Below are 25998 nucleotides of genomic sequence, written 5' to 3' on the forward strand. Positions count from 1 at the left end.
GGTGTCGAACAACCCCCACCCGGGGGTCCTACGTAACCCCCCCCCAGCAAACACCCTCCCCACCCCCCCCCCCCCCCCCCCCCCCCCCACCCCCTCCCCCCCCCCCCCCCCCCACGGCTGTCCGAGGCCGGAGGCGGTGGAGCGACCGACCGGTGCTCTCCTCGGGTCGTGCGGCTAGCGAGGGCGGCGGAACAGGGCCGTCCACAGGAACTCCTGGCCGAACAGCGGGGAGTCGGCCGGCTCCTGCCGCATGGCGCGCAGTTCGATCTCCTCCAGATCGGAGAAGATCCGACGCAGTGACTCGGGGGTGTAGGCAAGGCCGCCGTGCAGCCCGGGCTCGCGGTAGAAGGCCGCGTCGGGAAGCTCGGAGCCCATGCGTCCCGCGGCGAAGCAGGTGAGCGCGAAGTAACCGCCGGGCGCCAGTACACGCTCCAGCAGTGCGAGGTGACTGACGCGGCGGTGCGGTGGCAGGTGGTGGAAGCAGCCGGAGTCGTGGACCAGGTCGTACGGGCCACCCAGCCCGCTCGTGCCGTCGGCCGTCAGGGTGAAGGCGTCCCCGCAGTGGAACCGGACGCCTCCCGCCCGGGCGCCGGCTGCCTCGCGATCCGATCCCGCATCCCGCGCGCGCTCCTCGGCCCAGGCGATCGCGGCGGGGGAGAGATCGACGGCGTCCACGTCGAAGCCGTGCGCGGCGAGGTACAACGCGTTACGGCCGGGCCCGCACCCCAGGTCGAGGGCCCGCCCCGGCGCGATCAGACCGCGCTCCAGGTAGGACGCCAGGTTCTCGTCCGGCTTCGCAGTGAAGAACGGCACCGGTCTGTCCCGTTCGGCATAGAAGCCGTCCCACCAGGCGGCCGCGCCTTCCGTCCATCGGTCGGCCGCCGGCGTGAACAGCCCGTCCAGGAGTCGTAGCACGTCTTCCACCGTGCGGATGCCCCGGTCCATCCGGCCCCCTTTCCCGATGCCCGGAACCTAGCGGCGGGGGCCGCTGGACACCAGGCCGCAGGGGCCGCTGCGAGGGCACCGGCGGGCGGCTGAGCGGGCGACGGAGGGGAGGCGCGGGCACCTCCCCGACGGCCGGCCGGCAGCCCTTCGGATCCCCACAGCGCACCGGCAGGCAGCCTTCCGCGACCGGGCCGGGGGCACTTTTTCGACTTTCCCCCGCTCGTCCGAGAGCCTTCGAGCGGCCGAGGGACCGGTTCAGTCCGGTGTCGCGGCCGGTGCCTCGCGACCGGCCTGGGCCGCATCCGGCTGCGCGGCCGGGCGGCGGCGCCGGCGCAGCAGCAGGCGTCTCGCCGGGCGCTCCACCGTCTCGTACAGGAGCCAGGACAGCCCGAGCGACACCGCGAAGGCGGTCGTGGTGACGGCGATCCCGGCCAGCAGTCCGAAGTGCGGCTTGGTCCCGAGCAACTGGGTGGCGGACCGCAGCACCAGCAGATGGATCATGTAGAAGGCGAACGACAACTCGCCGAGCCGCACCAGCCGCCGGCGTCGCCACAGCGAGGGAAACCCCTGCACGTCCGCGACGGCTGCGGCCGGGATCAGTAGCGTGAACCCGGTGATGGTGCACACGTTGGCGGAGTATCCGGGCGCGACCTGCGGGACGAGGAAGTAGCCGATGATCGCGAGGGCGAGTGAGGCCTCCAGACCGGGCCCGCGCCACCGGCCGAGCAGCACCAGCCGCGCGGTGACCGCGCCGAGGACGAACTCGGGCAGCCGGGCCGCGGGGAACGAGTACAGCGCGTACGTCCACCAGTGGTGGGCATCCGCCCGGGCCAGCACCAGGACCGCCACTACCGACAGACCGCCCAGCACGGTCGAACCGCGCGCGCCGAGCCGGCGCAGCAGCAGGATCAGCAGCGGGAAGGAGGCGTAGAAGAACGCCTCGCAGGCGAGGGACCAGCTGACCGGGTTCAGCGTCTGCCACCAGGGGCGCCACCAGGAGTGGAGCAGCAGCACATTGGACAGCGCCTGTTTCGGTGTCGGTCTCGGCTGGTTCGCCAGCGTGTACGCCATGCCCAGGGCGAGGACCGCGGTGACCAGGTGCACCGGGTAGACGCGCGCGATGCGCCGTCTCCAGAAGGCGAGCGCGCGGTCGCCGGGCCGGGCCGACCAGGTCAGTACAAAGCCGGACAGCACGAAGAAGAACGACACACCGGTGGCACCGGCACTGAATCCCCAGGAAACGAGGCGGCCACCGGTGCCTCCGAAGTAGCCGAAGTTGTTCACGTGGAGTCCGAACACCAGCAGTGCCGCCATCCAGCGCAGCCCCGTGAGGGACGGGAGCGAGGGCATGGCGGCGGCTGGGGAGTCCCTGGCGGTCATGTCGCCGGGACGGGTCGGCGTCGTCCGGAACGTCCGGGTCGTCGCCGTTGTCATCGAATCACCTGCCGCAGAGGGTTGGCGTGGAGCATGAAGGGGTACCTTGCCCGTTTACCCCAAGTCCATCACGCCACATGGCAAACATCACACTCGCTGCCGAACGACAGAGCTCTGCGTATGCCACGGACGCCTGGGCCGGGTGCACCCGCACGAGTGACGCCCCACGTACCGCCTTCATCAGCCCGCGGCCAGTTCCTTCGTGATCCGCTCCAGCATGAACGCCGAGGACTCCCGGGCCCGCCCCTCCCAGGCGAACACACAGGCCGTGGCCACGCCGTCGAACCTCAGCTCCCGCAGGGTGCCGAAGAACGCCTCCCATTCCACCTCGCCCTGGCCGATGTCCAGGTGCTGGTGGATCCGGGCCGGGGTGCCGGGCGGACCCATCTGATGCCGATCGGCCTGACGACCGTGCGCCAGGACGCCCGCCTGACGGCCGAGCACGCGGTCCGCTTCGCCGTACAGCGCCTGGAGGACCCGGAACTGGAGCCCAGCGAGGCTGAGTTGGGCCCGAAGCTGGTCGTGCGGGGGACAAGCGGCCCGCCACCGGCCTGAATCCGGTGACTTGGGCGGTCAAGCCGCCTGCGCGGCGAGGGCCTCGACGAGCTGATCCCGCGTCATCTTCGACCGGCCCGGTACGCCCGCGGCGCTCGCCCGCTCGTACAGCTCCGCCTTGGACAGGGCACCCAGGTCCTCCTTCTTGCCGGCGGCCTGCTTCTTGCCGGTGGCCGGCTTTCCGCCGCCCGTGCGGCCCCGGGACCGGCCCTGCTCGACGCTCCGGCTGAGCACCTCCATCAGGTCGATGACGTTGGTGGCCTCCGGCGGCTCCGGTTCGCCGACGACCTCCTCGCCCTTGCGCTTCGCGGCGACGAGCTTCTTGACGCGTTCCTCGTAGGTGTCGTGGTAGTCGGTGGGGTCCCAGTCGATGGTCAGGGCGTCGATCAGCTGCTGGGCCGTCCGCAGCTCCTTGCTGTCGCTCTTCGTGCGCCGCTGAGGCAGTTCGGGCACCACGTCGGCGGGGTCACGCACCTCGTCGGCCCAGTGCAGGGTGTGCAGCACGAGAACGCGGGGCTGCGCGCGCAACGCGGTCAGATACTCCTTGCCGCGCATGGTGAGCGTGGCGATCCCGGCCTTGTCCGCGCGATCCAGCGCCGCCCGCATCAGCTCGTACACCTTCACGTACTCCTTGCCACGCGGGCCGACGTAGTACGTGCGGGCGAAGTACACCGGCTCGACCTGGCGCAGGTCGACGAACCCGGCCAGGTCGATCACCTTCGACCGCCCGGGCGCGATCTCCTCCAGCTCCTCCGGTTCCACGACGACGTACTCGCCCTCGTCGATCTCGTAGCCCTTGACGATCTTGTCGGTGTCGACCTCCTTGCCGGTGCGCTCGTTGACCCGCTTGTTGCGGATCCGGTCCGCGGTGCCGCGCTGAAGCTGGTGGAAGTGCACGGTGTGGTCCTCGGTGGCGGTGTACAGCCCCACGGGCAGGGTGACCAGCCCGAAGGTCAGGACACCGGTCCAGATGGGTCTCGCCATGGCCCTTCGCCTCCTCTGACGGGTGGGCCGTCCGTTCCGTCGTGGTGCTGTCCGGTCACCGCCGGTGCGCCCCGCCCGGGGACGCTCGCTCGACCCGGCCGTCGGCCAGTCGCTCGGCCTGGGACGCGGTCGTCTCGGCGTGGCGCCGGGCCTCCCGTAGGGCGCGGTCGGCCTCCCGGACCCGGTCCCGCGCCTCCTGCTCGCCGGCACGGGAACGGCGCTGCTCCTCCTCGGCGTCGCGCAGCCGCACGCGCAGCTCACGCACCCGCTCCGCCGCCGCGGTCACCCGGTCGCGGGCCTTCTCCGCCTCCCGTCCGGCGGCCTCGGCCTCCGTCTCGCGGGCACGCAGGTCCCGCTCCGCGTCCCGGGCGGCTCTACGGGCCTCGTTGAGACGGCGGCGGTGTGCCAGTTCGTCCTCGGGCTCCTTCGCCCTGCCCCGCTTCCTCTCCGCTCCGCGTCCGCCGGGCTCCCTGCCCTGAGCACGCTTCTTCGCCCTGGTCGCCGCGCGGGCGGCAGGACGGTGGTCGAGGACGCCCTCGTCCGCCTCGGGAAACCCGAACGTGGCGCTGAGCGGCTTCACGAGCCGCCCCGCGGCCCACTCGCGGGCGGCCTCCGGATCGGCGAGAACGGCGTGCAGGGTCTCCTCGACCTCTCGTTGCACCCCCTCGCCCACGGGACGCCCGGCCTCCGCCGCCAGTCGCCGCGCCTGCCGCCCGAGCCCGCCGATCACCTCGCCCTGCCGGCGGACGAGCCTGCGCAGCTGCGGACCGTCCAGTTCGCGGTGTGCCCGGCGCAGTTCCTCGCCGAGCTCCAGCAGCGGCTGGACCTCCTCCGGCTGTCGGCGCACGAGCAGATTGCCGACCCAGGCGGCCAGACTCGGGCGCCGCAACGCGCCGATCTCCTTGGCGAGGGCCTGATCACCGGCCTTGCGGGCGTCCAGGGCGCGGCGGTCACGGGCGGCGACGAAGTCCTCCGGCCGCAGCCCGTAGAGCTCGTCGGCGACGGTGTCCAGGTCCACCGGCGTCCCTCTCGACGGCAACTGGTGACGTGGTTCGAGTTTCTCGGTCCAGGGCGCTTATGTGCTATATGGGGGGTTTCATCTGGGTCAGTGATCATTTCACACTCTTCGACCCCGCTGCGTAGACCGGCGGCGGGCTGCGCCACTACGGGGTCGTGTACACCGTGGGCGCGGGGGAGACCCCGGGTACGGCGTTCAGCGCGACGCGGATGCCATCTGGCCGAGACCGGCCGGTTCGCGGAGCGGCTGCGCCGGCACGGGGCGGCGGTGGAGCTCGGTGTGGGCTGCGAGTTCTGGCTGCTCGTGCCCGGGATCCGCCATCGGTGGTGGGGCAAGCCGCCGACCGTCGCGAGCTACGCCATCACCAAGACCATCAAGGACCGCCCGGACGACTCCGGCTCCGGCCGGCACTGGGAGCCCAAGGAGGCCCTCCACGCCGGCGGATGTACGGCGCGGCTCGCGCGGATTCCGGCTCACCCGTTCGGAGGACCGTCCGGCTTGGCGCGCCGTCGTCGCTGATTCCGGGCCACATGATGCGGGCATGCTCCCGACCCGCCCCACGCCCCGCCCAACGGCGCGCCCGCTGCGCAGGGCGGCGCCGGGTGCGTGCGGGGCGGGGTCATGCGAAGGCAAAGGTGAGCGCAGATGCCCGGGTGGGCGCCGAGGCGGACGCGGAGGTGAACGGCGGCCGCCGGGACGCGACCAAAATTGCATCGCTCGTTTTCTTGAATCACTCGTGTTTATGAGGGTAGGTTCGCCCTCATGACCGCCTCCCCGACCCCGACCACCGCCGAGGAGCTCCGCGGTGCCGGCCTGCGCGTGACGGCAGCCCGCGTCGCGCTGCTGGAGACCGTCCGGGCGGGCGACCACCTCGGCGTCGAGGCGATCGCCTCCGGGGTACGCGACCGCGTGGGCCACATCTCCCTGCAGGCCGTCTACGAGGCCCTTCACGCCCTCACCGCGGCGGGTCTGGTCCGCCGTATCGAGCCGGCCGGTCACCCGGCCCGGTACGAGGGACGCGTGGGGGACAACCACCACCACATCGTGTGCCGGTCCTGCGGTGCCGTCGTCGACGTCGACTGCGCGGTCGGCGACGCGCCCTGCCTGACCGCATCCGACGACCGCGGCTTCGCCATCGACGAGGCCGAGGTCGTCTACTGGGGCATCTGCCCCGACTGCTCCACCGGCCGCAGTTCCTGAGCACCGAGTTCCGCACAGTTCGGAAGGATTGCCATGACTGAGAACCACGACGCGATCGTCACAGACGCGAAGGCGGAGGGGGCGAGCGGCGGCTGCCCCGTCGCCCATGACCGGGCCCTGCATCCCACCCAGGGCGGTGGCAACCGCCAGTGGTGGCCGGAGCGGCTCAACCTGAAGATCCTTGCCAAGAACCCGCCGGTGACGAACCCGCTGGGCGAGGAGTTCGACTACGCCGAGGCGTTCAAGAGCCTCGACCTTCCGGCCGTTAAGCGGGACATCGCCGAGGTGCTCACCACCTCCCAGGACTGGTGGCCCGCCGACTTCGGCCACTACGGCCCGCTGATCATCCGTATGGCCTGGCACAGCGCGGGCACCTACCGCATCAGCGACGGCCGCGGCGGCGCCGGCGCCGGCCAGCAGCGGTTCGCCCCGCTGAACAGCTGGCCGGACAACGTCAACCTGGACAAGGCCCGCCGCCTGCTGTGGCCGGTGAAGAAGAAGTACGGCCAGAGGATCTCCTGGGCCGACCTGATGATCCTCGCCGGCAATGTGGCGCTGGAGACCATGGGCTTCGACACCTTCGGCTTCGGCGGCGGTCGCGCGGACGTCTGGGAGCCGGAGGAGGACGTCTACTGGGGTCCCGAGACCACCTGGCTGGACGACAAGCGCTACACCGGCGACCGTGAGCTGGAGAACCCGCTCGGCGCCGTACAGATGGGCCTCATCTACGTCAACCCCGAGGGCCCGAACGGCAACCCGGACCCGCTGGCCGCGGCCCGCGACATCCGTGAGACCTTCCGCCGCATGGCCATGAACGACGAGGAGACCGTCGCCCTCATCGCCGGTGGCCACACCTTCGGCAAGACCCACGGCGCCGGCCCCGCCGACGCGGTCGGTGCCGACCCCGAGGCCGCCGGCTTCGAGGAGCAGGGACTCGGCTGGAAGAGCACCTACGGCACCGGCAAGGGCGCGGACGCCATCACCTCCGGCCTCGAAGTGACCTGGACCGCCACGCCGACCCAGTGGGACAACGGCTTCTTCGACATCCTCTTCGGCTACGAGTGGGAGCTGACCGAGTCCCCGGCCGGCGCCAAGCAGTGGGTGGCCAAGGACGCCGAGGCGATCGTCCCCGACCCGCAGGACCCGTCGAAGAAGCGCCTGCCCACCATGCTCACCACCGACCTGTCGCTGCGCTTCGACCCGGTCTACGAGCCGATCTCCCGCCGGTTCCACGAGAACCCGCAGGAGTTCGCCGACGCCTTCGCCCGCGCCTGGTACAAGCTCACCCACCGTGACATGGGCCCGAAGTCGCTGTACCTCGGCCCGGAGGTCCCGGAGGAGACCCTGATCTGGCAGGACCCGCTGCCGCAGCGCGAGGGCGAGCTGATCGACGACGCCGACATCGCGGCCCTGAAGACCAAGCTGCTCGATTCCGGTCTGTCCGTCGCGCAGCTGGTCACCACCGCCTGGGCGTCCGCCTCCACCTTCCGTGGCAGCGACAAGCGCGGCGGTGCCAACGGCGCCCGCATCCGGCTGCAGCCGCAGCGCGGCTGGGAGGTCAACGAGCCCGACGAGCTGGCCCAGGTGCTGCGCACCCTCGAGGGCGTCCAGCAGAACTTCAACGCCTCCTCCGGCGCCAAGAAGGTCTCCCTGGCCGACCTGATCGTCCTCGGTGGTGTCGCCGCGGTCGAGAAGGCCGCCAAGGAAGGCGGCTTCGAGGTTCGGGTGCCCTTCACCCCGGGCCGTGTGGACGCGACCGAGGAGCACACCGACGCCGAGTCCTTCGAGGCGCTGGAGCCGACCGCGGACGGCTTCCGCAACTACCTCGGCAAGGGCAACCGCCTGCCGGCCGAGTACCTGCTGCTCGACAGGGCGAACCTGCTGACCCTCAGCGCCCCCGAGATGACGGTGCTCGTCGGTGGTCTGCGCGCCCTCGGCGCCAACCACCAGCAGTCCCAGCTCGGCGTCCTCACCAAGACGCCCGGCGTCCTCACCAACGACTTCTTCGTCAACCTGCTCGACATGGGCACGACCTGGAAGTCGACCTCCGAGGACCAGACCACGTTCGAGGGCCGTGACGCCGTCACGGGCGAGCTGAAGTGGGCCGGCAGCCGTGCCGACCTGGTCTTCGGCTCCAACTCCGAGCTGCGCGCCCTCGCCGAGGTCTACGCCTCCGACGACGCGAAGGAGAAGTTCGTGACGGACTTCGTCGCCGCGTGGGACAAGGTCATGAACCTGGACCGGTTCGACCTGGTCTGAGTACGACTGTGAGGGCGTCCGGCCCGGCCCGCGCGGGCCGGGCCGGACGCCTTCGTCGTGCGAGCGGAGGCCGGTCCCGCTGTCACCGGAAAGTCACAGGAGATCCACAACCGTCACAGACGGGCCACAGCGGAAACCCGGAGCCTCCCGGCTCTGTCTCCCCCGGCGAGCACCGGCACGGAGCCGGTCGAACCAGGCACACCGGAATCGGGGGACCTCATGCACCACCGCAACACCATCCGCCTCGCCGCGTCGGCGACGGCCGTGATCGCCGCCGCACTGACGCTGACGGCCTGCGGGCCGGGCGACGGCGACGGGTCGGCGAAGGCCTCCTCCCCGACCCCGGCCTCCGCCACCCCCTCCCGCACCACCCCCGCCACCGCGAGCCCCGCCGGCACGGCGCCGTCGGCCTCGGGTGCCTCCGGCGGCGGCACGTCGACGGCCTCGGGCACCCCGGCCTCTCCGGCGTCCGCCACCTCGGCCGGTACGGCGCCGGCGTGCTCGGTGTCGGCCGTGCAGGCGAAGGCCTACCAGGCGACCAACCGTCCGGACGGCACCGGCACGGGCGCGGCGATAGTCGAGTTCACCAACGTCTCCGGGCACGCGTGCGTCCTGCGGGGGCACCCGTCGGTGGCCGGAGCGGGCAACGGTTCCCCCGAGCACAACCTCCCCCTGAAGGTGACCCCCACGGGCACCGCCTTCCCCGTACGCCTTGCGCCGGGCGGCAGGGCGTGGGTGAAGCTGACCTTCCACCAGGTCCAGGGCGAGGGCGACGGCTACTGCAAGTCCGGAGCGAAGCCCGCCGTCTTCCCGACACTCGTGGTCGGTCTGCCCGGCGCCGGCGCGCATCAAGTCGCCCTGACCGACGGCGAGTTCGCCGAGTGCGACAACACCGTCACCGCGACCGCGGTCTCGGCGGCGAAGCCTTCCTGACCGGCGGGTGACGAGTGGGGCGGCCGGGGCGCAGACGCCGGCCCGGACCGCCCATCGTCAGGCACCGAGGAGGGGCAGCGCCCCGCACGGGGGGCGGGGAACTGCGCGGGCAACCACGACGTACCCGCGGACGCCCGACGACCGAAGGCCCGACGGCGCTGCCGCGAACGGCCCCTTCACCCCCGCAGCGCTTCGAAAGCCTCCCGCCCCGCAACCCCGATCGCAAGGTCGATGTCCGGAGCGAGCCCCGCCCGACGCCCGGCAATCGTGAGCGCCGCCATGGCCACCCGGTGGCCGGACTCCGCCTCCACCACACCTATCTCGTGCCGCAGATGCAGAAACGTCCCGGTCTTGCCGCTCCACCGCAGCGAGTCCGCCCGCAGTTCGCTCGCCAGCCGGTGCGTGAAGACCTGCAGGCCCATCAGCCGGCGCAGCTCCGCCGTAGCCGCCGGCGTGGAGACCTCGTCGCACCACACCCGTTGCAGCAGCTCGACGAGCGCCGCGGCCGACCCGGAGTTGGCGTACGCCGGATCCAGGGTCGCGATGGTGTGCCGGCCGGACCGCTCGTCCCGGAGGGCCAGTTCCAGCGCGAGCGAGAAGTCGTTGCCGGCGGCACCGGCGGCGCACTCGTACATGTGGTTCATCCGGTGCCGCATCCGGATCTCCCCGCACCCCCAGGCGCGCAGTCGCTCGTCCACCTCCGCCACCGGTACCAGGTCGAGCAGGGCGTCCGCCGCGGCGTTGTCGCTCACCGACAGCATGAGCAGGAGCAGATCACCGACGGCCACGCCGGCGGGGTACCGGAACGCCGCGAGCCCGGTGGGACCGACGCTGCTGCGCGCCGGATCGACCGTCACCGGTTGCGCCGGATCGAGCTCGCCGTTCGCGATCCGGTCCAGCACGACGAGTGCGACGGGGACCTTCACGACCGACGCGAGCGGCATCGACTCATCGACGCCGAAGCCGAGTTGCTCACCGGTGTCGAGGTTCCGGGCGAGGAAGGAACCGTGCATGCCGAGGGCGGCCCAGTCCGCGGCAATCGCCTCGGCGACGTCCAGCAGGGTGCCGTCGTCCCCGACGTATACCGGGCGGTGCACCGGCAGCGCGCTCATCCGCGGGCCGCCAGCCGTGCCGACGCCTCCGCGGCGCCGCTCCCGCAGGGTGCCGAGCCGGAAGCGCGGGTGACGGCCCCCACGGCCGACGCCAGCAGCGGGGCCAGCCAGTCCGGCACATCCGCCGAGCCGTTCCGGACATGGCCCGCGTTCACGTCGTACCCCCGGTGCAGTGACCGGTCGCCCAGCGGCGTCCAGCGTGCCCCGTGCTGCCGGGCCAAGGACTCGGCGCACAGCAGCAACGCCCGCCCGGCCAGGGTCTCGGCCAGTGCGGTGGCCGCGGGCCCGGCCGGCCGGAACCGGTCCGGAGGCAGCCCGGCCCGGGCCACGGCGCGCTCCAGACGGTCCTCGCAGGACGGCACCTGGTCCTCCGGCAGGGTCAACACCGGCAGGCGAGCGGCGCGTTCGGCGCCACGGCCGCGGCGGGGCCGCAGATCCTCCAGGTGGACGGCGCGCCGCCTGCCTCCGTACTCCGGGCCCCCTCCGTCCGCCACTCCCGGCTCCGGCGCCGACGCCAGGCCCAGCGGCACCCGGAAGGTGCCCCGCTCCGGCGGAACCCGCACGAGCGCGTAGGAGAGCGAGCCGTCGGCCAGTCCGGAAACCCTTTCCCCGGGCGGCAGTTCCCGCATGCCGAAGGTGATCCCGCGCCCGGCGCCGGCGCGGATCACGCGTGCCAGCGCCGCCGGGGCGCAGTGCGCGGGCACCCCGACGGCTCGCACGCGTGCCCGTCCGGCCGTACCGGCGACCTGCCGCAGCCGCTGGGCCCGGTCCAGCACGTCACTCGCGTACGGCAGGAGCAGCGCGCCCAGCTCCGTGATCGTGATCTGGCGCCGTGAACGGTCGAACAGCAGCCCGCCGAAGTGCTCCTCCAGTGTCTTGATACGGCGGCTGAGCAGCGGCTGGGCGATGTCCAGCCGGTCCGCAGCGCGGGAGAAGCTCCGCTCGTCGGCCGTCGCGACATACGCCTCGAGATGCGCGAGGAGATCCATCCTGCACTCATATCAATAAGGCATCTGACGCGTCCACGTTGATCGCCGAGCCGGGGGCGCGCAAGCAGCGGTGTCTGGGGATTCCGGCCGTGGCCGTCGGGTGATCCAGGCGTCCTTGAAGCTGGTGCTGGAGCCGGGCTTCGAGGCGGTCTTGCAGCGTTCTTGAAGGCCTCTTGTCCTCATGGCAGGCGGTGATGTGGCCGCAGGCCCGTGTCACGAGCGCATGATGACCTATTTGATCGCATCCTTCGGAATCTTGCCCGTGTGTGATCAAGACTCTTACGCTGGCTGTCAATACGTTTACCTCGACCACGCACGGAGAGGTTGCGCCACGGGGATGTCTCTCGAACCGGCCAGGGAAGCAATCGGAATCGACGCTCGGTACTCGTGGAAAATTCCACTCGACAGATCACGTGCTTCTCGGTTGCCCTTCCAGTCGGTCTGGTACATCGCGCTTCCGCTGACTTCGGCGCATCGCGGAAGTCATTCCGGGGGAGGTGCGCAGATTGCCGGGGCGGGCGGTCAGGAGAAATATCTCAACGAGGGAACCGTCTATCCTCATTCCTCGCTCGTGGAAATGGTCACGTATCATGAACTTTGCTTCCCCGATGTGCCGTGGCGCTATATCGACATGAGCCACATCGGATGGGCGGTGATACGTGAGCAGATCCGCGAGAACCCGCCGGACGTGGCGGCCTTCTCCGTCTACACTGCCACCGCTCCCTGGGCGTTCATCGTCGCGGCCGAGATCAAGCGGGTGAATCCCGACGCGGTCATCGTTTTCGGGAACGACCATGCGGCCATCCTGTACGAGGAGGTGCTCACCGGCCGGTACGGGAGCCGTCTCGTCGACTTCGTGGGCACCGGGAACAACGGGCCGTTCACGATGATGGGCCTGCTGTACGCGCTGGGCGGGGAACTGGAGGAGGAACGGGTGCCGTCCTTGGCCTATCGGCGGGGCGGGGCCGTAGTCCATCAGAGCGCCCCCACCTATCCCCTGAACCGTCGTCGGCTGCCGGACTACTCCCTGATCACCGATCAACTGGTGGAGCACTATGACAAGGCGTTCAAAACCTGGTACGCGGGCCACTACGACCTCCAGCGCATGATCACGATGGCCATCGACGGCGGTTGTCACTGGGGGGAGTCGCCGCGGCGTCGGTGCAAGCACTGCTCGATCCAGGGGCTGACGCCGAAGACGGCCGCGATCGGGACAATCGTTTCCGCCCTGGAGCACGCGGTCGGGTCCCTCGGGGCCAACGTGTATGCCGCCGGCGACTCCACCCTGGGATTCTCTCGAGGCCAGTGGCAGGGCCAATTCTCCCTGCTCGACGACCTGGCAGAGGCCTGCGCCGCCTCGCCGGTGCTGAGGGACCGGCGATTCATGCTCGCCTACGGTCTTGTCTACGAGTTCCTGCAGTCGGCGAAGCTCTGCCAGGGATTCGTCCGTACCTGGAACGTCGGACTCGAGGCGTTCGACCCGAAATTGCTCAAGGAGAACTCGAAGGGCATCAACAAGGGGCCCGATCGCATCTACGAGGCACTGGAGCTCGCTCGTGACCTCGACTACCGGCTGTATGTGTCCGGAATCCTCGGACTGCCGGGGACGGACACCGCCAAACTGCGTTCCGAAGTCGACAACTGGCTGGCTCTGGCCGAGCAGTACCAGGACATCATCACCACCGTGTCCGTCGCCGCTCCGGCCGTCGTTCCAGGTTCCCGGATGTACTGGGAGGCCTACAACTCCCGTCCTGAGGTGCGTTCCTGGCACGGCGAGATCCTGCCGTCCAGGAAGCTGACCGATCTGTATCTGCGCAGCAACACGGAAGTACGGCTCCCCGACGTCGAAGCGGCGCTGACGGACCTGGGCCGAGGCGTCATCCGGATGGGTGAGGCGGGCAGTGGGATGAAGTTCGGCGGCTACATGCTCGGCGGCACGGATCAGGAAGAGCGACAGGAACAGGATCTCCTCGACGCCCTGTGCCGACAGTTGTGAGCCGAATCGTGGCCTTAAGAGAGGTGGCCCATGCAGTTACCTGATGGCGGCATTCAGCACGCCGTCTGCCTTCTCCGACCGACCCTGCTCATAGCCGCCACGGGCGCGACCTGCAGCCCCCGTCCCTCCCTGCGCCGCAGTCTGCTGGAACTGCTGGCCATCTCGGCTCGGCAGCCGGTGGCGACCGGCGTCATCGTCGAGGAACTCTGGGGAGGTGCGTCACCGCTCCAACCAGAACAGGCGGTGCAGGCGCACGTTGGCCGGCTGCGCAAGACCCTCACGCGTCTCGGATGGAGTCCGACGGAGCTGCAGGTGTGCACAGTGGGAGGTGGATACATGCTGGACGTCTCGCCTTCGTGGGTGGACGCCCTGCACTTCGAGCGGCTGGTGCGCGAGGCCACGGCGCTGTGCTCCACCCGCATCGAGCCCGCGATCCGGGTCCTGGACCAGGCCCTGGCGATCTGGCAGGGGCAGCCGTTCGGCGGCGCCGTAGACGGTGAGTGCCATCGCCTGGCTGCACAGTCCTGGGAGGAACTGCGCACGCTGGCCCTGCGCACCTGGGCGGAGGCCCAGCTGCGCGGGGACCGTCCGCAGGCCGTCGTGGCCCGGCTGCACCCCGAGGTGCTGGCCGGTTCGGCGGACGAGGGACTCAACATGATCCTGATCACGGCCCTGTGCCGGATGGGCCGCAGGGTGGACGCCATGGAGATCTACCGGTCCCTGCGGAACCGGCTCGTGCGCGACTACGGCATCGAACCCTCCCCTGAACTGCAGTCCCTGTACCAGCGCATCCTTCTCGACGAGGCGGATACCCGCCTCCGGCTCGAGCTGCCCTACACGACTACTGCGCGCTGATCCGCTCGCAGATCTCGGCCACCATCTCCGACACGGTGGCGTAGAGATCGAACTCGGCGGCCCTGATCTCCACTCCGAGTTCGCGGCGCAGCATCTGGCTGAAGTCCACGACGCTCAGCGAGTCGACCCCCAGATCCAGCAGCAGTGCTTCGGGGTCGACCGGTCCCTCGACCTCCAGCTCACGCAGCCATGCGTCGACGAGCTCCTCGATGCTTTCCCTGGTGCGTGTGTTCGCGTCCATGTCCCTCCTTGACCCTCCCTGTCGTCAACTCCGTGGGGCGGAGGCCAGACGGACCGCCCTCACCATTCCCGTCAGCGTGGTGCCACCGCCGATCTCGCGGAAGCGCGGCCGGGCATGTCCAGCAGTGCCCGCAACGTGCTGTGGTACGGAACGCCCCGCTCACCCGCAGCGGCCGTGCCTCACACACCCGGCTCGTGGTCAAAATGTCGGCCAGGTCTCGCAGTTGAGGCACGGGGACCGCGGCCATGGCCTCGGCACGGCGGCGCACCAGTCGTAGCCCCTCGGCGAACTCCATCGCTCCGGCGCGTTCCAGGGCGTTGTACTCACCGAGGCTGTGGCCGCAGACCACATCGGGCGGTGGTGCCCCGGCGGCCAGCGTCGCCCGCCAGGCCACGGAGCCCACGACGTACAGGGCCGGCTGCGGGTAGCGGGTGTCGTCCAGCTGCTCGCGCGGTCCGTTCGCGCACAGGTCAGGCACGGAACAGCCGAGGACGGTGTCGGCTGCGGCCACCAGTTCCGGGGCGGCGTCCCACCAGTCCGCACCCATGCCGACGCGCTGGCTGCCCTGCCCGGGGAACATCCAGATCTCGGTCATGCGTCCTCCGGCGACGGGCGCACCAGATCCATCAGCCGGCGCACGTCCGGGCTGGCCAACCGCTCCATGAGAACGGCCTGTGCCCGCTCTGCCAGTCCGGGTGGCCAGGGGAACGCCTCGCGCCGATAGGCCTTGAGCGCGCGCACGGCTTCGGGCCGGCACCCCCGCAGGGAGCGCAGGGCGTCCGGCAGCAGCCCGGCGGCGTCGGTGCCCACCAGATCGGCCAGCCCCCACTCGGCACCGCGGGCCGAGTCGACCCGCAGGGCGGTGAGCGCCATGGCGCAGGCACGGTGCTCGCCGATCCGCCGTGCGATGAACGGCAGGGCCATCGCCGGGACGAGGCCCAGCAGCGCCTCGGTGCAGCGCCAGCAGGCCCGGGGGCCGGCGAGGACCAGATCGCAGGCCGAGGCCAGGGCCACGCCGCCGCCGACGGCGGGCCCGTCGAGCACCGCGCATGTCACTACGGCGCAGCCGGTGAGGCGCTCGAAGAGGTACCACGGCGAGGTCACCCGACGGCTCAGCCACCGCTCGTCGGCGGCGGTGCCGAGCGGCAGTCCCGAACAGAAGGTGTCCGAGGCCGAGCTGAGCACCAGGGCCCGGCATCCGGGCGTCGCCTCGGCGCGGTTGACGGCCCGGTGCAGCAGGCGGACCAGCTGCGCGTCCAGAACATTGGGATCGCGGCCGTGGCGGCCGATGCGTGCTTCGAGATAGCCGGGGCGCTCTGTGATCCGCAGCCCCGAGGCCTCTGTCGTCACGCCGGTCACCGGGGAAATCCGTCCGTCCACGTGTACTGCCGGCGGTAGTTGTGCACCGCGGTCAGCACCAGCCGGGGCGCACCCGCCTTCTCCACGTGCCGCAGGACCGGTTCCGCGGCCTCCAGATCGACGTCCGCGTCGCGGACACCGGCGGGCACATCGGTGCCGGCGAGTCGCGCGTACTGGTCGAAGGCCAGAGGGCAGCGGCTGTCCAGAGCCTCCCGGACGCGTCCCTCGGCCACGCGGTCCACGGCGCCGGGTGCGAGGTCGCAGCCGTAGAACTCGGCGGAGCATCCGGACCCGTAGGAGAACACCCCTGCGGTGGCCGCTTCGCGGCTGCCGCTGTGTGCCACGGCGCTGATCAGGCACAGCAGGGACGTACCGGTGTACATGTTGCCGGTGCGGCGCACATACACGAGCGACGGTTCGACCCGGCGCTCGAAGTCGGCCTGGATCTGCGCCGGTGTCAGTCCCACGACGTCACGGCTCAGGGTGCGGTGCGCCCCCTTGACCATGGCCGCGAACGGAGTGTGCATGGCCAGCAGGTCGAAATCCCGCACGAAGTCCGCGCCCGGCACCCTGGCCGAGTAGTCCTGCCAGCAGCAGCGCAGGCACTCGAGGTAGCTCAGCAGGGACAGGTCCGGGTCGATCACCTCCTGCGCGTACGAGGGCCGGAGCGTGTCGGACACGTCGTCGCTGTGCAGCCCGCTCAGCCCGGGGCGCAAGGCAGCGATGCGAGGCTCGGCCGACACCAGCACCGCCACACCGCCGACACCCGTGACGGCCTCCGGCAGACTGTGCAGGGGATGGTGGCCGACGTCCCCGGTGACGACCAGGGCACGGGCGTCGGGCCGGGGACTCGTCGCCACCACGGCGGCGGCCAACTGAACGGCGGCGGTTCCCGAGTAGCAGGCCTGTTTGACCTCCAGGGTGCGACAGGCGCTGGGCAGGCCCAGCAGGCGGTGCACGGCTCCGGCGAGCGACTTGCTCAGGTCGAGGCCGCACTCGGTGGCGAACACCAGGAACTCGATGGTGTCCCGCTCGCTCGGCGTCAGCTGTTCCAGGACCCGGCGTCCGGCGGTCGAGCCGAACACCACGGGATCGTCACATGGAAGTGCCACCCCCCGCGCCTCCATGCCCAATGCGCGCACCCGGCGATCGTGTGCCGCGTCGCCCCGGCACAACTCGTCCACCGCGACCACGGCCGCACCGCAGTCGACGCCGATCGCGTCGATGCCGACCGTCCGGACCCCCTCCGCGCGCCTCACCATGCCGAGCCGGCCTCTCCTGCCGCGGCCCGGGCGCGGGCCAGCACGAGCGAGCAGCTGATGCCGCAGAACGCATAGCTGGAGCTGACGGCCACCGCGAGGTCGGCCTGGACGGTGTTCCGGGGGGCGAAGGTGAGTCCCTCCGTGCAGGGCCGGGTGAGGTGGGGGTTGCCGTGGCAGAAGCCGTCCCGCAACTGGATCGCGGTGGCGATGAGTTCCAGCAGACCCGAGGCACCGAAACAGTGGCCCGTGAGCGCCTTCGTGGAGTTGACCAGCGGGCGAGTGCCGAAGAGCTCGGCGAGGGAGCGCCCTTCGATTTCGTCGCCGAGGCGGGTACCTGCCGCGTGAGCGTTGACGTAGTCGACGTCGCACGCGTCGACACCGGCTCGTTCCAGGGCCCTGCGCAGCGCGCTCGTCTGCCCCTCGGACAGCGGGTCGGCGGCCCGCCTGCCGTCCAGCGCCTGGCCGTGGCCGAGGAGCAGCGCGAGAGGGTCGTACCCGCGCCGTGCTGCGTCCTCGACGGGTTCCAGCAGCACGGCCGCAGCGCCCTGACCGGGGACGAAACCACTGCGGTCGAGGTCGAACGGGCGGCACAGGGTTCGTGGATCGCGGTGCGGCACGGCCCCCGCGAGTGCCCCGGCCTGCCGCAGCGCTGCCAGCTCCACGGCCGAGTGATCCGTGGCGGGTGCCACCACCAAGCAGCGCGCCACCTCCCCGGAGGCCACCAGACGGGCCGCCTGGAGCACGGCCAGCGCGCCGCCGGCCGCCGACGCACCCAGCACCCAGCCTTCGCCCACGGCGCCCGTGACCTGGCTGACGGTACCCACGACGTCGACGTCCATGTGAGTCAGCGCGTACGACGGCGCCACATGGCCTCGCTCGGCGAACCGCGCCGCGGTCTCCGCCTGATGTCGTGGGGAGAGGTTGCCGCCGGCCACGATCACCGCGCAGCCCTGCAGGTCCTCGCGGGTCAGGCCCGCGTCGTACACGGCTGCGGCGGCGACGCACGCCGCGGTGACGGCGGGCAGCGTCCCACGTGCTGTGACGGCGGTCAGTCGCTCCCGCAATCCAGGTGCCCCGCCGAGGTGGTCGCGTGCCCACGCCGACGGTTCGAAGCCATGCAGCGCGGCGACGGCTCCGGCGCCGGCCTGCCGGTACGCGGATCCCTCCGGGGGAGCGGTGATGGCCGACTGAGTGTCGGTGAGCACCTTGGTGTAGTCGTCGAGACTGCCCGCCTGACCGGTCAGGACGGCGCCCGAGGTCAGGGACAGCGGTATGGCGGTCCGCGCGCGGTGTGCCGTCATGCGCGTTCCCTGCACTGCTCCAGTAGGGTCGCGAGGGCACCCAGGTTCTGCGCGGCGGCCAGCCTCTCCACGGGGGCCCGCACGCCCAGCTGGTGCATCGCCTGGGCCACGATGTCGGCCCGATCCAGCGAGGAGGCACCCAGCTGGCGCAGTGAGGTCTGCGGCGTCACCGTGTCCCTCGACGTCTCCGGCAGCACCTCCAGCACGGCCTTCCGCAGGACGGCGAACGCCTCCGCGGGCGGTTGTCCGGCCTCCAAGTCCGCCTGGCTCGCCAGGTAGGCGGCGAAGCGGGCCGGGGTCGAGTGTTCGCGCAGCAGTGCCTCGTCGTCGGACCTGTCCAGCCGGCTGTTGAGCACGGCGATGAACTCCATCCGGAGGATCGAGTCCATGCCGAGATCGGCGAACGTGGTGTGGTCCGTCGCCGGCTCGACCTCGGCCATCAGCACCTCGGCGAGGCACTCACGGACGATCGAGAGGTACGGGGACGTCGCCCCCGCCTCGTCCGCATCGGTAGTCAACTGCACGTAATGGGCCGCCAGTCGGCGGGGCGTGGGGTGCTCGTTCAGCTCGGCGGCCCGGACCTGCTGGTCGAACACACCGTTGAGCGATTCCAGCAGTTCGACGGCGAGGATGCTGTCGAGGCCCTGGTCGACGAGCGGGACGTCGGGGTCGACCTCCTCCGGAGCGACGAAGAGCACCTTGGCCGCGCTGTCCACAACCGTGTGGAGCGCCTTCTGGTCGTCAGCGTCGCCGTTGCTTGGCAGGGACACGATGTTTCCTCTCATTGGGGGCCGTCGTCCGGCGGCGGGGCATCCTTGAGCTCGGGTTCGCCGGGTATCCAGAAGCGGTGGCGATCGAAGGGGCACGTCACCAGGGCGGCACGGGTCCGCGCCGGCGGATGGTCCGACGGCCATGCAGACATGGCGCCGGAGAGCCATTCCGCCATGGCGGGGGACGGCGCGGGGTGCGGTTCCACGGGGCCGAGCAGCGCCGGGTGCGGTCGGCTCTCGGCCAGGGCTTCGAAGGCCTCCCGTGCCTCCTTCACGCTCTGCGCGAGCACCACGGCGCGCCGGTCCAGATGGCGCCGGCCGGCCCCGAGCGCCGCTGCGACCTCGGGCAGTGGCGCCCCGCGGTCGGGCAGCTGGCGCGCCAGCAGGGCAGCCGTTCGGCGCAGGGTACGGTCGCCGGTCGCGGACAGCGGAAGAGCCACCGGGGCCACCTCGACGGCTTCCCGGCCCGTCTCCACGCCGTCCGGTTCCCACGACTCGACCACGACGTGGGCGACGGAGCCGCTGATACCGAAGGCGTTCACACCGGCCAGCCGCCGTCGACCGGTGGCCGGCCATTCCACCGGGCGGTCCGCCAGCGCCACGTTCGACTCGGCGAGCTCGATGTCGGGATTGATCTCCCGCAGTCCGGGGATGGGGAACACCCGGCCACCGCGCAAGGTCAGCACCGCCTTGATCAGGCCGATACAGCCCGCCGCCGCTTCCAGATGGCCGACGTTGGCCTTCGCCGAACCGACCCACACCCGGTCCTGCGCATCGCCGTCGGCCGAGGACGAAGCACCGCGCTCTGCGCCGGTCACCCGGCACAGGGCGGCGATCTCCAGCGGATCCCCGGAAGGTGTCGCGGTGCCATGGGCCTCCAGGTACCCCATCGCGCGGGGGCTGAGCCCGCTGTCGCGCCACGCACGGGAGATGACCGCCGTCTGCGCGGACAGGCTGGGCGAGGTCATGGTCCTGGCGCGTCCTCCGTGCCGCACCGCGGCGCCCCGGATCACCGCCAGGACCGGGTCGCCGTCGCGGCGGGCGTCCGCCAGGCGCCGCAGGACGACCACCGCCCCGCCCTCGCCGCGGACATAGCCGTCCGCGTCGGCGCTGAACGGAACACAGCGACCGCGAGGCGAGAGCATGCCCGACTGGAGGTAGGCTGCCTCGTTCAGCGTGGCACAGAGGATGTTGGCCGAGCCCGCGATCGCGGTGTCACAGGCCCCGGCGCGCAGTTCGGACACCGCGAGCGCGACCGCCGTCAGACCGCCGGCGCACGCCGTGTCCACCGTGATGCTCGGGCCGCGCAGATCGAGGTGCTGCGAGATGCGGTTCGCGTTGAACGAGAGCAGGTTGCCCACGCCGGTGTACCCGTCCCGTATGCCGGCCGCCGCGACCCGCTCCCGGAAGTCGTACCCGCCCACCGCGACATAGACGCCGGTGTCACCGCCGGCCAGCCGGTCCGGCGCGATCGCCGCGTGTTCCAGCGCCTGCCAGGTCAGTTCGAGCAGCAGGCGCTGGGCCGGATCCATGGCCATCGCCATACGGTTGCGGATGCCGAAGAACGCCGCGTCGAACTCGTCGATCCGGTGCAGCAGGGCGGCCCGCAGCAGGGGCTTGTCGGTCATCTTCAGCGCCGAGACGTCCAGCCCGGGAAACCGGTCCTCGGGGACCGGCCCGAACCGGACCTCGCCCCGGTCGAGCAGGCCGGCGAACTCGAGGAGGTCGTCGGCTCCGGAGACCCGGCACGCCATCCCCACCAGGGCAACGGGCTCACCGGCCTGGCGGTCGGCCTCCTCGGCGGGCCCGTCTGGCTCGCGGAACATGGTCAACACACAGTCCCTTCCCGATCGTCGAGGGGCCGGACCGGCCGCTCTGCTCCCGGCAGGCGGCTCGGCAACGAGTATCGGGGCGGGCCACCGACACCTTGCCGACACAACGCCGACGCCGTACCGGGCGCCCGTCTCCGCAGTCGATCTTGTCGTCACAGTGTCGGCGCTCTCCGCAAGACTGTGATCGGACCGGGTGATCCGGATGCCCGGCGGTCCGACGCGGTGAAGGGGGAAGCCGTATGTCCGTCGCTCCGACCAGCAGCGACTCTCCCGTCCGCGTGACGGTGGGCCGGCCCGTCGCGCGCGTGCGCATCTGCGACCGGGCCGAGCGGAACCGCATCACCCCCCGGCTGTGCGCCGAGCTCCCGGCGGCCCTGCGTGAGGCGGCGGCACATCCCGCCACGCGGGCCGTCCTGTTGAGCGGAGAACCCGAGGTGTTCTGCGCCGGCGGCACGCAGGACGAACTGCTGGGCTTCCACCAGGGGCGGTCCGTCCTCGAGGCGGAGGAGTGCATCACCGCGCCGCTGAACTGCCCCGTCCCCGTCGTGGCGGCGATCCGCGGCCACGCGATCGGCGGCGGGCTGCTGCTCGGGCTCTACGCGGACCTCGCGGTGCTGTCGGAGCGGTCCGTGTACGCCGCCAACTTCATGGCCTACGGCTTCACTCCCGGAGTGGGAGCCACGGCTCTGCTCCCGGCACGGTTCGGTGCGGTGCTCGGCACCGAGATGCTGCTCACCGGCCGCTCCTTCCGCGGGGCGGAGCTGCGCCGACGGGGCGTGCCCTACCAGGTCGTGGCGCACGACCTCGTGGAGAGCGCGGCCCGCGAGCTGGCCGTGCGCACCGCCCGGGCGCCGCTGCCGAGCCTGCGTCTGCTCAAGCAGCATCTGAGCACGCGGCTCCGCAGTGCGACGGACGAGGTGCTCGGCCCCGAACTGCGGATGCAGGCGGTGACCTTCGCGCTACCGGAGGTCGCCGCCCGCATCACACAGGCCTACCGGCCACCTGACTGAGCCGTCACCGGCCCGGCCGGCCTCCCCGGCAAGTGGCCGACCCCATGCCCGGCCCCCAGCCGCACAGGAGCTGCCCATGAAGGCGGTCTACGCCGAGCGACCCCGCCCCGACGACCCGCTGGCCGCGCTGCGCTTCGGCGAGCGCCCCGAGCCCGAACTGCCCGACGGGGACTGGGCGGTGGTCGAGGTCCGGGCGGCCGGCCTCAACCACCACGACCTGTGGACCCTGCGCGGATCGGGTCTGCCGTCCCACAAGTACCCGCTGACCCTCGGGGTGGAGTGCGCCGGAACGGACGACACCGGCCGTCACGTCATCGTGCACGGCATGGTCTACGGCCGTGAGTTCCTGGAGTGCCCTGTGCGCGATCCGGCCTGGACGATGCTCGGCGAGGGCCGGCCGGGGACCTTCGCGGAGCGGGTCGCCGTGCCCCGGCACACGCTGATCGCCAAGCCGCCCCAGCTGAGCTTCGCCGAGGCGGGCGCGATCACCGGCACCTGGCTGACGGCGTACCGGATGCTGTTCACCCGAGGCGCGCTGCTCCCCGGCCAGACGGTGCTGGTGCAGGGCAGCGGGGGAGGCCTGTCCACCGCTCTCATCCAGCTGGGACGGGCGGCCGGACTGCGCATGTGGGCCACGTCCCGTACCCGGTGGAAGCGTGATCTCGCGCGGGAACTGGGCGCGGACCGGGTGTTCGTCCCGGGCGCGCCGCTGCCCGAGCCGGTGGACGCGGTGATGGAGAGTGTGGGCCGGGACACCTGGGCGCACAGCCTGCGTTCGGTGCGGGCAGGTGGCTGCGTCGTGGTGGCGGGGGCGACGACCGGGGCGCTGCCGCCGGCGCACCTGACCCGGATCTTCTGGAACGAACTGCGGGTGCTCGGCGTCATGTGCGGAACCATGGCGGAATTGCGCAGCCTGTTGTCGTTCATGGTGGCCCACGACCTGCGGCCCCACATATACCGGGAATTTCCCGCCGAGTGCGGCGCCGAAGGATTCCGCCTGCTGGCCGAGGGCGACGTCGGCGGAAAGATCGTTCTGAATTGGTGAAATCGACTGGAGTCGTGTACGGAGGATCGCACGTGAGTACAGGGGCGCCCCCGAAGGGCATTTCGGAGATCACGCTGAGCCTGGTGATCAGCGAGTTGGAGGACCCGTCCCGTGAGGAGGTGTCCGCCACGGATGTCGCGCAGAGCACGGGGATGAGCACCGTCACGGCCCGCCGCTATCTGCGCTTCCTCGCGTCCGTCGGCAGGGCCGAGGTGTCCTGCCGCTACGGCAAGGTCGGGGCGCCCGAGCGGTTGTACCGCCGGTGTGGCTCCTGAACGGGGGGCGCGAGGTGGTCGCGGTGGTCAGTGGTGTCGGTGCCGCACGGCCGGCGCGGGTGATCCGCAACTCCCACTTCGCGCATCTCGGCATCTCCGACCAGTGGATCACGAGCCGGACGGGAATCGAGGAACGGCGCTGGCTCGGGCCGGGCGAAGGACTGACCGGGCTGGCGGTCGAGGCGAGCACCCTTGCGCTCGTCGACGCGGACTGCGCGCCGGAGGACATCGATCTGGTCATCGCGGCGACCGCCACCTCCGACCGGGTGTCGCCCGGCCTGGCACCCGAGCTGGCCTGCGGTCTCGGTCTGCGGGACGTGCCCGCGGTCGACCTCAACGCCGCGTGCACCGGCTTCCTGTACGCGCTGGACCAGGCGGTGGCGCAGATCGACTCCGGCCGGCGACGGTGCGTGCTGGTGTGCGGTGCCGACGCGGCCTCGCGGATCATCGACCCGGACGACCGGTTCACCGCCCCGCTGTTCGGGGACGCGGCCGGTGCGGTGGTCGTCAGGGCGGCTGATGCCGGGCGCTGCTGTGCCACGTGCGCTCCCGCCGTCGTGCTCGGCGCCGACGGCTCGCTGGGCGACATCCTGTACGTCGACAGGGAGCGGCACACCGTGCACATGGAGGGCGCCGAAGTCTACGAGCGGGCCGTCGACGCCATGGCCGACAGCGCGCGCCGGGTCTGCGCGCTCCGGGGAGCGGCGCTGGAGGACATCGACCTGTTCGTGCCGCACCAGGCCAACGCGCGCATCATCAAGTCCGTGCTCCGCCGGCTGGAGTTCCCCGCGGAGCGCACCGTGGTGTACGTCGGAGCGTTCGGCAACACGTCGGCGTCCTCCATCCCGCTGTCGCTGCACCGTGCGCAGCTGGACGGGCGGCTGCCGCGGGGCACCCGGGTGAGCATGGCCGCCTTCGGGGCCGGGCTGACCTGGGCCGCCGCCCTGCTCGACTGGAAAGGGTGCCGGCACACGCCGCCGGGTCAGGCGCCGTAACGCCGTTGGCGCGCCGCGTAGGCCCGAAGGGCGCGCAGAAAGTCGACGCGCCGGAAGGCCGGCCAGTAGACGTCGCAGAAGTACAGCTCCGCGTACGCCGTCTGCCACAGCAGGAACCCGGACAGCCGCTGCTCGCCGCTCGTACGGATGACCAGGTCCGGGTCGGGCTGGCCGCTCGTGTACAGATGCGCGGCGATGCCGTCGGCGGTGAGCTTGTCGGACAGCTCCGCAACAGGAGTGCCCGCCGCGACCTCGGCGTCGATCCAGGCACGGAAGGCGTCGATCAGTTCCTGCCTGCCGCCGTAGCCGATGGCGACCGTGAGATGGTGGTCGGTGTCGTAGCCGCTGGTTGTCTCCTCGGCCGACTTGAGGGTGCGCGCCGTGGAGTCGCGGATCAGGTCCAGGTTGCCCGCGATGTGCATGCGCCACAGGCTGGACGGCTGTGTGAGGTGCTCCTCGACGACCCGCTCGATCACGCCCATGAGGAAGTCCATTTCGGACGACGAGCGGTTGCTGAGGTTCTCGGTCGAGGCGGCGAAGATGGTCACATGCTTGATTCCCGCCGCGGCGCACCAGCTGAGGACCTCTTCGACGTGCTCGGCGCCGTGCTGATGGCCGAGGCTCGTGTTCCCCAGGCCCGCGCGTCGCGCCCATCGTCGGTTTCCGTCCATGATGATGGCGACATGGCGGGGCATTGACCTTTTCATCAACTGGTGCTGAAGTCGGCTTTCGTAGAGCCGATAGAGCAGTCGACGCATGAGCTTCACCTTACACCGTCAGTTTCCGTGGAATTCCGGCCAGTTCCCCGACTTCCGCGCGTTCAGTCCGCGTTGCACATCTTCGGTCATGAGTCCCCGGACGAAATAGTCGTGTTCCAGTCGCAGGTGATCCGCCAGCGACAGCGAGCCCTGACCCACCAGGCGCTTGGCGGTGCGCACGGAGTGCGGAGCCGACCGCGCCAGGGCCCGCGCCCGGCGCAGTGCCACGGACACCAGGTCGTCGGATGGGACCACGGCTGAGACCAGGCCGATCCGGAGCGCGGCGGCGGCGCGCAGCACCGGCTGCTCCAGCAGCAGGGTCAGCGCGTGCGACGGGCCGACGACGCGTGGCAGAAACCAGGACATCGCACCGTCCGGAGAACATCCCAGCATGCCGTACGCGAAATGGAAGACGGTCTTCTCCGAGGCGATTCGCATGTCGCAGGCCAGCGCCAGGGAGAACCCGGCGCCGGCCGCCTGACCGTTCACCGCCGCGATCACCGGACACTCCAGCGTGGCCAGGCCGAGGACGACCTCGGCCAGGGCCCGTACGGGTGCGAGTGCCGGCTCGTCGGCCCGGCCGTCACCAGCACGGACGTCTCCGGCCAGTCGCTCCAGTTCGTCGAGCGAGCCGCCGAGGCAGAAGTCTCGTCCGGCGCCGGTGAGCACCACCACGCGCACCCCGGGGTCGTCGCGCAGCCCGGACACGGCGGTCGCCAGCTCGTGCAGCACGGCGGGGGTCAGCGCGTTCCCGGACTCCGGCCGGTCCAGCGAGAGCAGGGCGACTCCCTCGGACACCTCCACACGGACGGCGGGGCCGTCCCCCGCCGTCCCGTCCGGTTGCGAGGCACCCGCCGTGGGATCCGGACG

General features: G+C 71.4%; 24 protein-coding genes and 3 pseudogenes. 11 read left to right on the top strand and 16 right to left on the bottom strand.

What is annotated here, in order from left to right; genetic code table 11:
- Window positions 1-174 precede the first annotated feature (174 nt).
- From ACZ5NH_RS04555 to ACZ5NH_RS04565, 3 genes and pseudogenes are all read right to left on the bottom strand, one after another.
- A complete protein-coding gene (locus tag ACZ5NH_RS04555) occupies window positions 175-945 on the bottom strand; it encodes a class I SAM-dependent methyltransferase (protein WP_468772936.1) in 771 nt (256 codons plus the stop codon).
- Between the two features lie 255 nt (window positions 946-1200).
- Window positions 1201-2379: an acyltransferase family protein gene (locus ACZ5NH_RS04560; RefSeq protein ID WP_388625733.1), complete on the bottom strand. Its 1179-nt coding sequence runs from the start codon at window positions 2377-2379 to the stop codon at window positions 1201-1203.
- Between the two features lie 180 nt (window positions 2380-2559).
- Window positions 2560-2766, bottom strand: a pseudogene (locus ACZ5NH_RS04565) (TIM barrel protein); the annotation flags it as partial.
- On the opposite strand from ACZ5NH_RS04565, the pseudogene ACZ5NH_RS04570 reads away from it, so the two are divergent.
- Window positions 2761-2934 (top strand): annotated as a pseudogene (locus ACZ5NH_RS04570) (substrate-binding domain-containing protein); the annotation flags it as partial. The pseudogenes ACZ5NH_RS04565 and ACZ5NH_RS04570 sit on opposite strands and share 6 nt — an antisense overlap.
- Before the next feature lie 18 nt (window positions 2935-2952).
- Here the strand turns inward: ACZ5NH_RS04570 and ku are convergent.
- Window positions 2953-3918 carry a non-homologous end joining protein Ku gene (gene ku / locus ACZ5NH_RS04575; RefSeq protein WP_468772937.1) on the bottom strand — a complete coding sequence of 322 codons (966 nt, stop codon included), beginning with the start codon at window positions 3916-3918 and terminating at the stop codon, window positions 2953-2955.
- A gap of 55 nt (window positions 3919-3973) precedes the next feature.
- On the bottom strand, window positions 3974-4936 hold the full coding sequence (locus tag ACZ5NH_RS04580; RefSeq protein ID WP_468772938.1) for a hypothetical protein: 963 nt from the start codon (window positions 4934-4936) through the stop codon (window positions 3974-3976).
- Between the two features lie 131 nt (window positions 4937-5067).
- Between ACZ5NH_RS04580 and ACZ5NH_RS04585 the strand changes: the two are divergent.
- From ACZ5NH_RS04585 to ACZ5NH_RS04600, 4 genes and pseudogenes are all read left to right on the top strand, one after another.
- Window positions 5068-5251: pseudogene (locus ACZ5NH_RS04585) on the top strand (abortive phage infection protein); the annotation flags it as partial.
- Between the two features lie 447 nt (window positions 5252-5698).
- Window positions 5699-6136: a Fur family transcriptional regulator gene (locus ACZ5NH_RS04590; RefSeq protein WP_451556840.1), complete on the top strand. Its 438-nt coding sequence runs from the start codon at window positions 5699-5701 to the stop codon at window positions 6134-6136.
- A gap of 33 nt (window positions 6137-6169) precedes the next feature.
- Window positions 6170-8395: a catalase/peroxidase HPI gene (katG, locus tag ACZ5NH_RS04595; RefSeq protein ID WP_468772939.1), complete on the top strand. Its 2226-nt coding sequence runs from the start codon at window positions 6170-6172 to the stop codon at window positions 8393-8395.
- A gap of 219 nt (window positions 8396-8614) precedes the next feature.
- Window positions 8615-9328 (top strand): DUF4232 domain-containing protein, encoded by a 714-nt coding sequence (locus ACZ5NH_RS04600; RefSeq protein ID WP_468772940.1) that lies wholly within the window; start codon window positions 8615-8617, stop codon window positions 9326-9328.
- 176 nt (window positions 9329-9504) lie between these two features.
- Here the strand turns inward: ACZ5NH_RS04600 and ACZ5NH_RS04605 are convergent, their stop codons facing one another.
- Together ACZ5NH_RS04605 and ACZ5NH_RS04610 are read right to left on the bottom strand one after the other, a co-directional pair.
- Window positions 9505-10440: a serine hydrolase gene (locus ACZ5NH_RS04605; RefSeq protein WP_468772941.1), complete on the bottom strand. Its 936-nt coding sequence runs from the start codon at window positions 10438-10440 to the stop codon at window positions 9505-9507.
- Window positions 10437-11429 (bottom strand): LysR family transcriptional regulator, encoded by a 993-nt coding sequence (locus tag ACZ5NH_RS04610; protein ID WP_468772942.1) that lies wholly within the window; start codon window positions 11427-11429, stop codon window positions 10437-10439. The genes ACZ5NH_RS04605 and ACZ5NH_RS04610 overlap by 4 nt, the downstream gene beginning before the upstream one ends.
- Before the next feature lie 424 nt (window positions 11430-11853).
- Here ACZ5NH_RS04610 and ACZ5NH_RS04615 point away from each other — a divergent pair, with 424 nt between their 5' ends.
- A complete protein-coding gene (locus ACZ5NH_RS04615; protein ID WP_468772943.1) occupies window positions 11854-13425 on the top strand; it encodes a B12-binding domain-containing radical SAM protein in 1572 nt (523 codons plus the stop codon).
- 30 nt (window positions 13426-13455) lie between these two features.
- Window positions 13456-14280, top strand: coding sequence for an AfsR/SARP family transcriptional regulator (locus tag ACZ5NH_RS04620; RefSeq protein ID WP_388625757.1), 825 nt, complete (start codon window positions 13456-13458; stop codon window positions 14278-14280).
- Here the strand turns inward: ACZ5NH_RS04620 and ACZ5NH_RS04625 are convergent.
- The 7 genes from ACZ5NH_RS04625 to ACZ5NH_RS04655 are packed head-to-tail and all read right to left on the bottom strand — an operon-like array spanning window position 14267 to window position 21039.
- A complete protein-coding gene (locus ACZ5NH_RS04625; RefSeq protein ID WP_468772944.1) occupies window positions 14267-14521 on the bottom strand; it encodes an acyl carrier protein in 255 nt (84 codons plus the stop codon). The two genes, ACZ5NH_RS04620 and ACZ5NH_RS04625, sit on opposite strands and share 14 nt — an antisense overlap.
- Window positions 14460-15116 carry an ACP S-malonyltransferase gene (locus ACZ5NH_RS04630; protein WP_468772945.1) on the bottom strand — a complete coding sequence of 219 codons (657 nt, stop codon included), beginning with the start codon at window positions 15114-15116 and terminating at the stop codon, window positions 14460-14462. Before ACZ5NH_RS04630 ends, ACZ5NH_RS04625 begins: the two co-directional genes overlap by 62 nt.
- Window positions 15113-15871: an enoyl-CoA hydratase/isomerase family protein gene (locus ACZ5NH_RS04635; protein ID WP_468772946.1), complete on the bottom strand. Its 759-nt coding sequence runs from the start codon at window positions 15869-15871 to the stop codon at window positions 15113-15115. Before ACZ5NH_RS04635 ends, ACZ5NH_RS04630 begins: the two co-directional genes overlap by 4 nt.
- Before the next feature lie 5 nt (window positions 15872-15876).
- Window positions 15877-17142 carry a hydroxymethylglutaryl-CoA synthase family protein gene (locus ACZ5NH_RS04640; protein WP_468772947.1) on the bottom strand — a complete coding sequence of 422 codons (1266 nt, stop codon included), beginning with the start codon at window positions 17140-17142 and terminating at the stop codon, window positions 15877-15879.
- Window positions 17136-18443: a beta-ketoacyl synthase N-terminal-like domain-containing protein gene (locus tag ACZ5NH_RS04645; RefSeq protein ID WP_468772948.1), complete on the bottom strand. Its 1308-nt coding sequence runs from the start codon at window positions 18441-18443 to the stop codon at window positions 17136-17138. Before ACZ5NH_RS04645 ends, ACZ5NH_RS04640 begins: the two co-directional genes overlap by 7 nt.
- Window positions 18440-19213, bottom strand: coding sequence for a phosphopantetheine-binding protein (locus ACZ5NH_RS04650; RefSeq protein ID WP_468772949.1), 774 nt, complete (start codon window positions 19211-19213; stop codon window positions 18440-18442). The genes ACZ5NH_RS04645 and ACZ5NH_RS04650 overlap by 4 nt, the downstream gene beginning before the upstream one ends.
- Before the next feature lie 11 nt (window positions 19214-19224).
- Complete coding sequence (locus ACZ5NH_RS04655) at window positions 19225-21039, bottom strand: polyketide synthase (protein ID WP_468772950.1); 1815 nt, start codon at window positions 21037-21039, stop codon at window positions 19225-19227.
- 245 nt (window positions 21040-21284) lie between these two features.
- Here ACZ5NH_RS04655 and ACZ5NH_RS04660 point away from each other — a divergent pair, with 245 nt between their 5' ends.
- The 4 genes from ACZ5NH_RS04660 to ACZ5NH_RS04675 all read left to right on the top strand — a co-directional run bounded on the left by ACZ5NH_RS04660 (window position 21285) and on the right by ACZ5NH_RS04675 (window position 24370).
- On the top strand, window positions 21285-22055 hold the full coding sequence (locus ACZ5NH_RS04660; RefSeq protein ID WP_468772951.1) for a polyketide synthase: 771 nt from the start codon (window positions 21285-21287) through the stop codon (window positions 22053-22055).
- A 76-nt stretch (window positions 22056-22131) separates the two neighbouring features.
- Window positions 22132-23100 (top strand): zinc-binding dehydrogenase, encoded by a 969-nt coding sequence (locus ACZ5NH_RS04665; RefSeq protein WP_468772952.1) that lies wholly within the window; start codon window positions 22132-22134, stop codon window positions 23098-23100.
- A gap of 32 nt (window positions 23101-23132) precedes the next feature.
- Window positions 23133-23375: a hypothetical protein gene (locus ACZ5NH_RS04670; RefSeq protein WP_450986668.1), complete on the top strand. Its 243-nt coding sequence runs from the start codon at window positions 23133-23135 to the stop codon at window positions 23373-23375.
- A 23-nt stretch (window positions 23376-23398) separates the two neighbouring features.
- Window positions 23399-24370 (top strand): 3-oxoacyl-ACP synthase III family protein, encoded by a 972-nt coding sequence (locus ACZ5NH_RS04675; RefSeq protein ID WP_468772953.1) that lies wholly within the window; start codon window positions 23399-23401, stop codon window positions 24368-24370.
- Here ACZ5NH_RS04675 and uppS read toward each other — a convergent pair.
- A complete protein-coding gene (uppS, locus tag ACZ5NH_RS04680; RefSeq protein ID WP_468772954.1) occupies window positions 24358-25065 on the bottom strand; it encodes a polyprenyl diphosphate synthase in 708 nt (235 codons plus the stop codon). The genes ACZ5NH_RS04675 and uppS overlap by 13 nt on opposite strands.
- An 81-nt stretch (window positions 25066-25146) precedes the next feature.
- Window positions 25147-25926: an enoyl-CoA hydratase/isomerase family protein gene (locus tag ACZ5NH_RS04685; protein WP_468772955.1), complete on the bottom strand. Its 780-nt coding sequence runs from the start codon at window positions 25924-25926 to the stop codon at window positions 25147-25149.
- Between the last annotated feature and the right edge of the window lie 72 nt (window positions 25927-25998).

The sequence above is a fragment of the Streptomyces sp. NPDC031426 genome (assembly GCF_055581585.1).

Coding starts and splice junctions, on each gene's coding strand:
- ACZ5NH_RS04555 (WP_468772936.1), bottom strand. CDS start 945: ATGGACCGGGGCATCCGCACGGTGGAAGACGTGCTACGACTCCTGGAC.
- ku (WP_468772937.1), bottom strand. CDS start 3,918: ATGGCGAGACCCATCTGGACCGGTGTCCTGACCTTCGGGCTGGTCACC.
- ACZ5NH_RS04610 (WP_468772942.1), bottom strand. CDS start 11,429: ATGGATCTCCTCGCGCATCTCGAGGCGTATGTCGCGACGGCCGACGAG.
- ACZ5NH_RS04630 (WP_468772945.1), bottom strand. CDS start 15,116: ATGACCGAGATCTGGATGTTCCCCGGGCAGGGCAGCCAGCGCGTCGGC.
- ACZ5NH_RS04590 (WP_451556840.1), top strand. CDS start 5,699: ATGACCGCCTCCCCGACCCCGACCACCGCCGAGGAGCTCCGCGGTGCC.
- ACZ5NH_RS04640 (WP_468772947.1), bottom strand. CDS start 17,142: ATGGTGAGGCGCGCGGAGGGGGTCCGGACGGTCGGCATCGACGCGATC.
- ACZ5NH_RS04605 (WP_468772941.1), bottom strand. CDS start 10,440: ATGAGCGCGCTGCCGGTGCACCGCCCGGTATACGTCGGGGACGACGGC.
- ACZ5NH_RS04645 (WP_468772948.1), bottom strand. CDS start 18,443: ATGACGGCACACCGCGCGCGGACCGCCATACCGCTGTCCCTGACCTCG.
- katG (WP_468772939.1), top strand. CDS start 6,170: ATGACTGAGAACCACGACGCGATCGTCACAGACGCGAAGGCGGAGGGG.
- ACZ5NH_RS04560 (WP_388625733.1), bottom strand. CDS start 2,379: ATGACAACGGCGACGACCCGGACGTTCCGGACGACGCCGACCCGTCCC.
- ACZ5NH_RS04665 (WP_468772952.1), top strand. CDS start 22,132: ATGAAGGCGGTCTACGCCGAGCGACCCCGCCCCGACGACCCGCTGGCC.
- ACZ5NH_RS04600 (WP_468772940.1), top strand. CDS start 8,615: ATGCACCACCGCAACACCATCCGCCTCGCCGCGTCGGCGACGGCCGTG.
- ACZ5NH_RS04660 (WP_468772951.1), top strand. CDS start 21,285: ATGTCCGTCGCTCCGACCAGCAGCGACTCTCCCGTCCGCGTGACGGTG.
- ACZ5NH_RS04655 (WP_468772950.1), bottom strand. CDS start 21,039: ATGTTCCGCGAGCCAGACGGGCCCGCCGAGGAGGCCGACCGCCAGGCC.
- ACZ5NH_RS04620 (WP_388625757.1), top strand. CDS start 13,456: ATGCAGTTACCTGATGGCGGCATTCAGCACGCCGTCTGCCTTCTCCGA.
- ACZ5NH_RS04625 (WP_468772944.1), bottom strand. CDS start 14,521: ATGGACGCGAACACACGCACCAGGGAAAGCATCGAGGAGCTCGTCGAC.
- uppS (WP_468772954.1), bottom strand. CDS start 25,065: ATGCCCCGCCATGTCGCCATCATCATGGACGGAAACCGACGATGGGCG.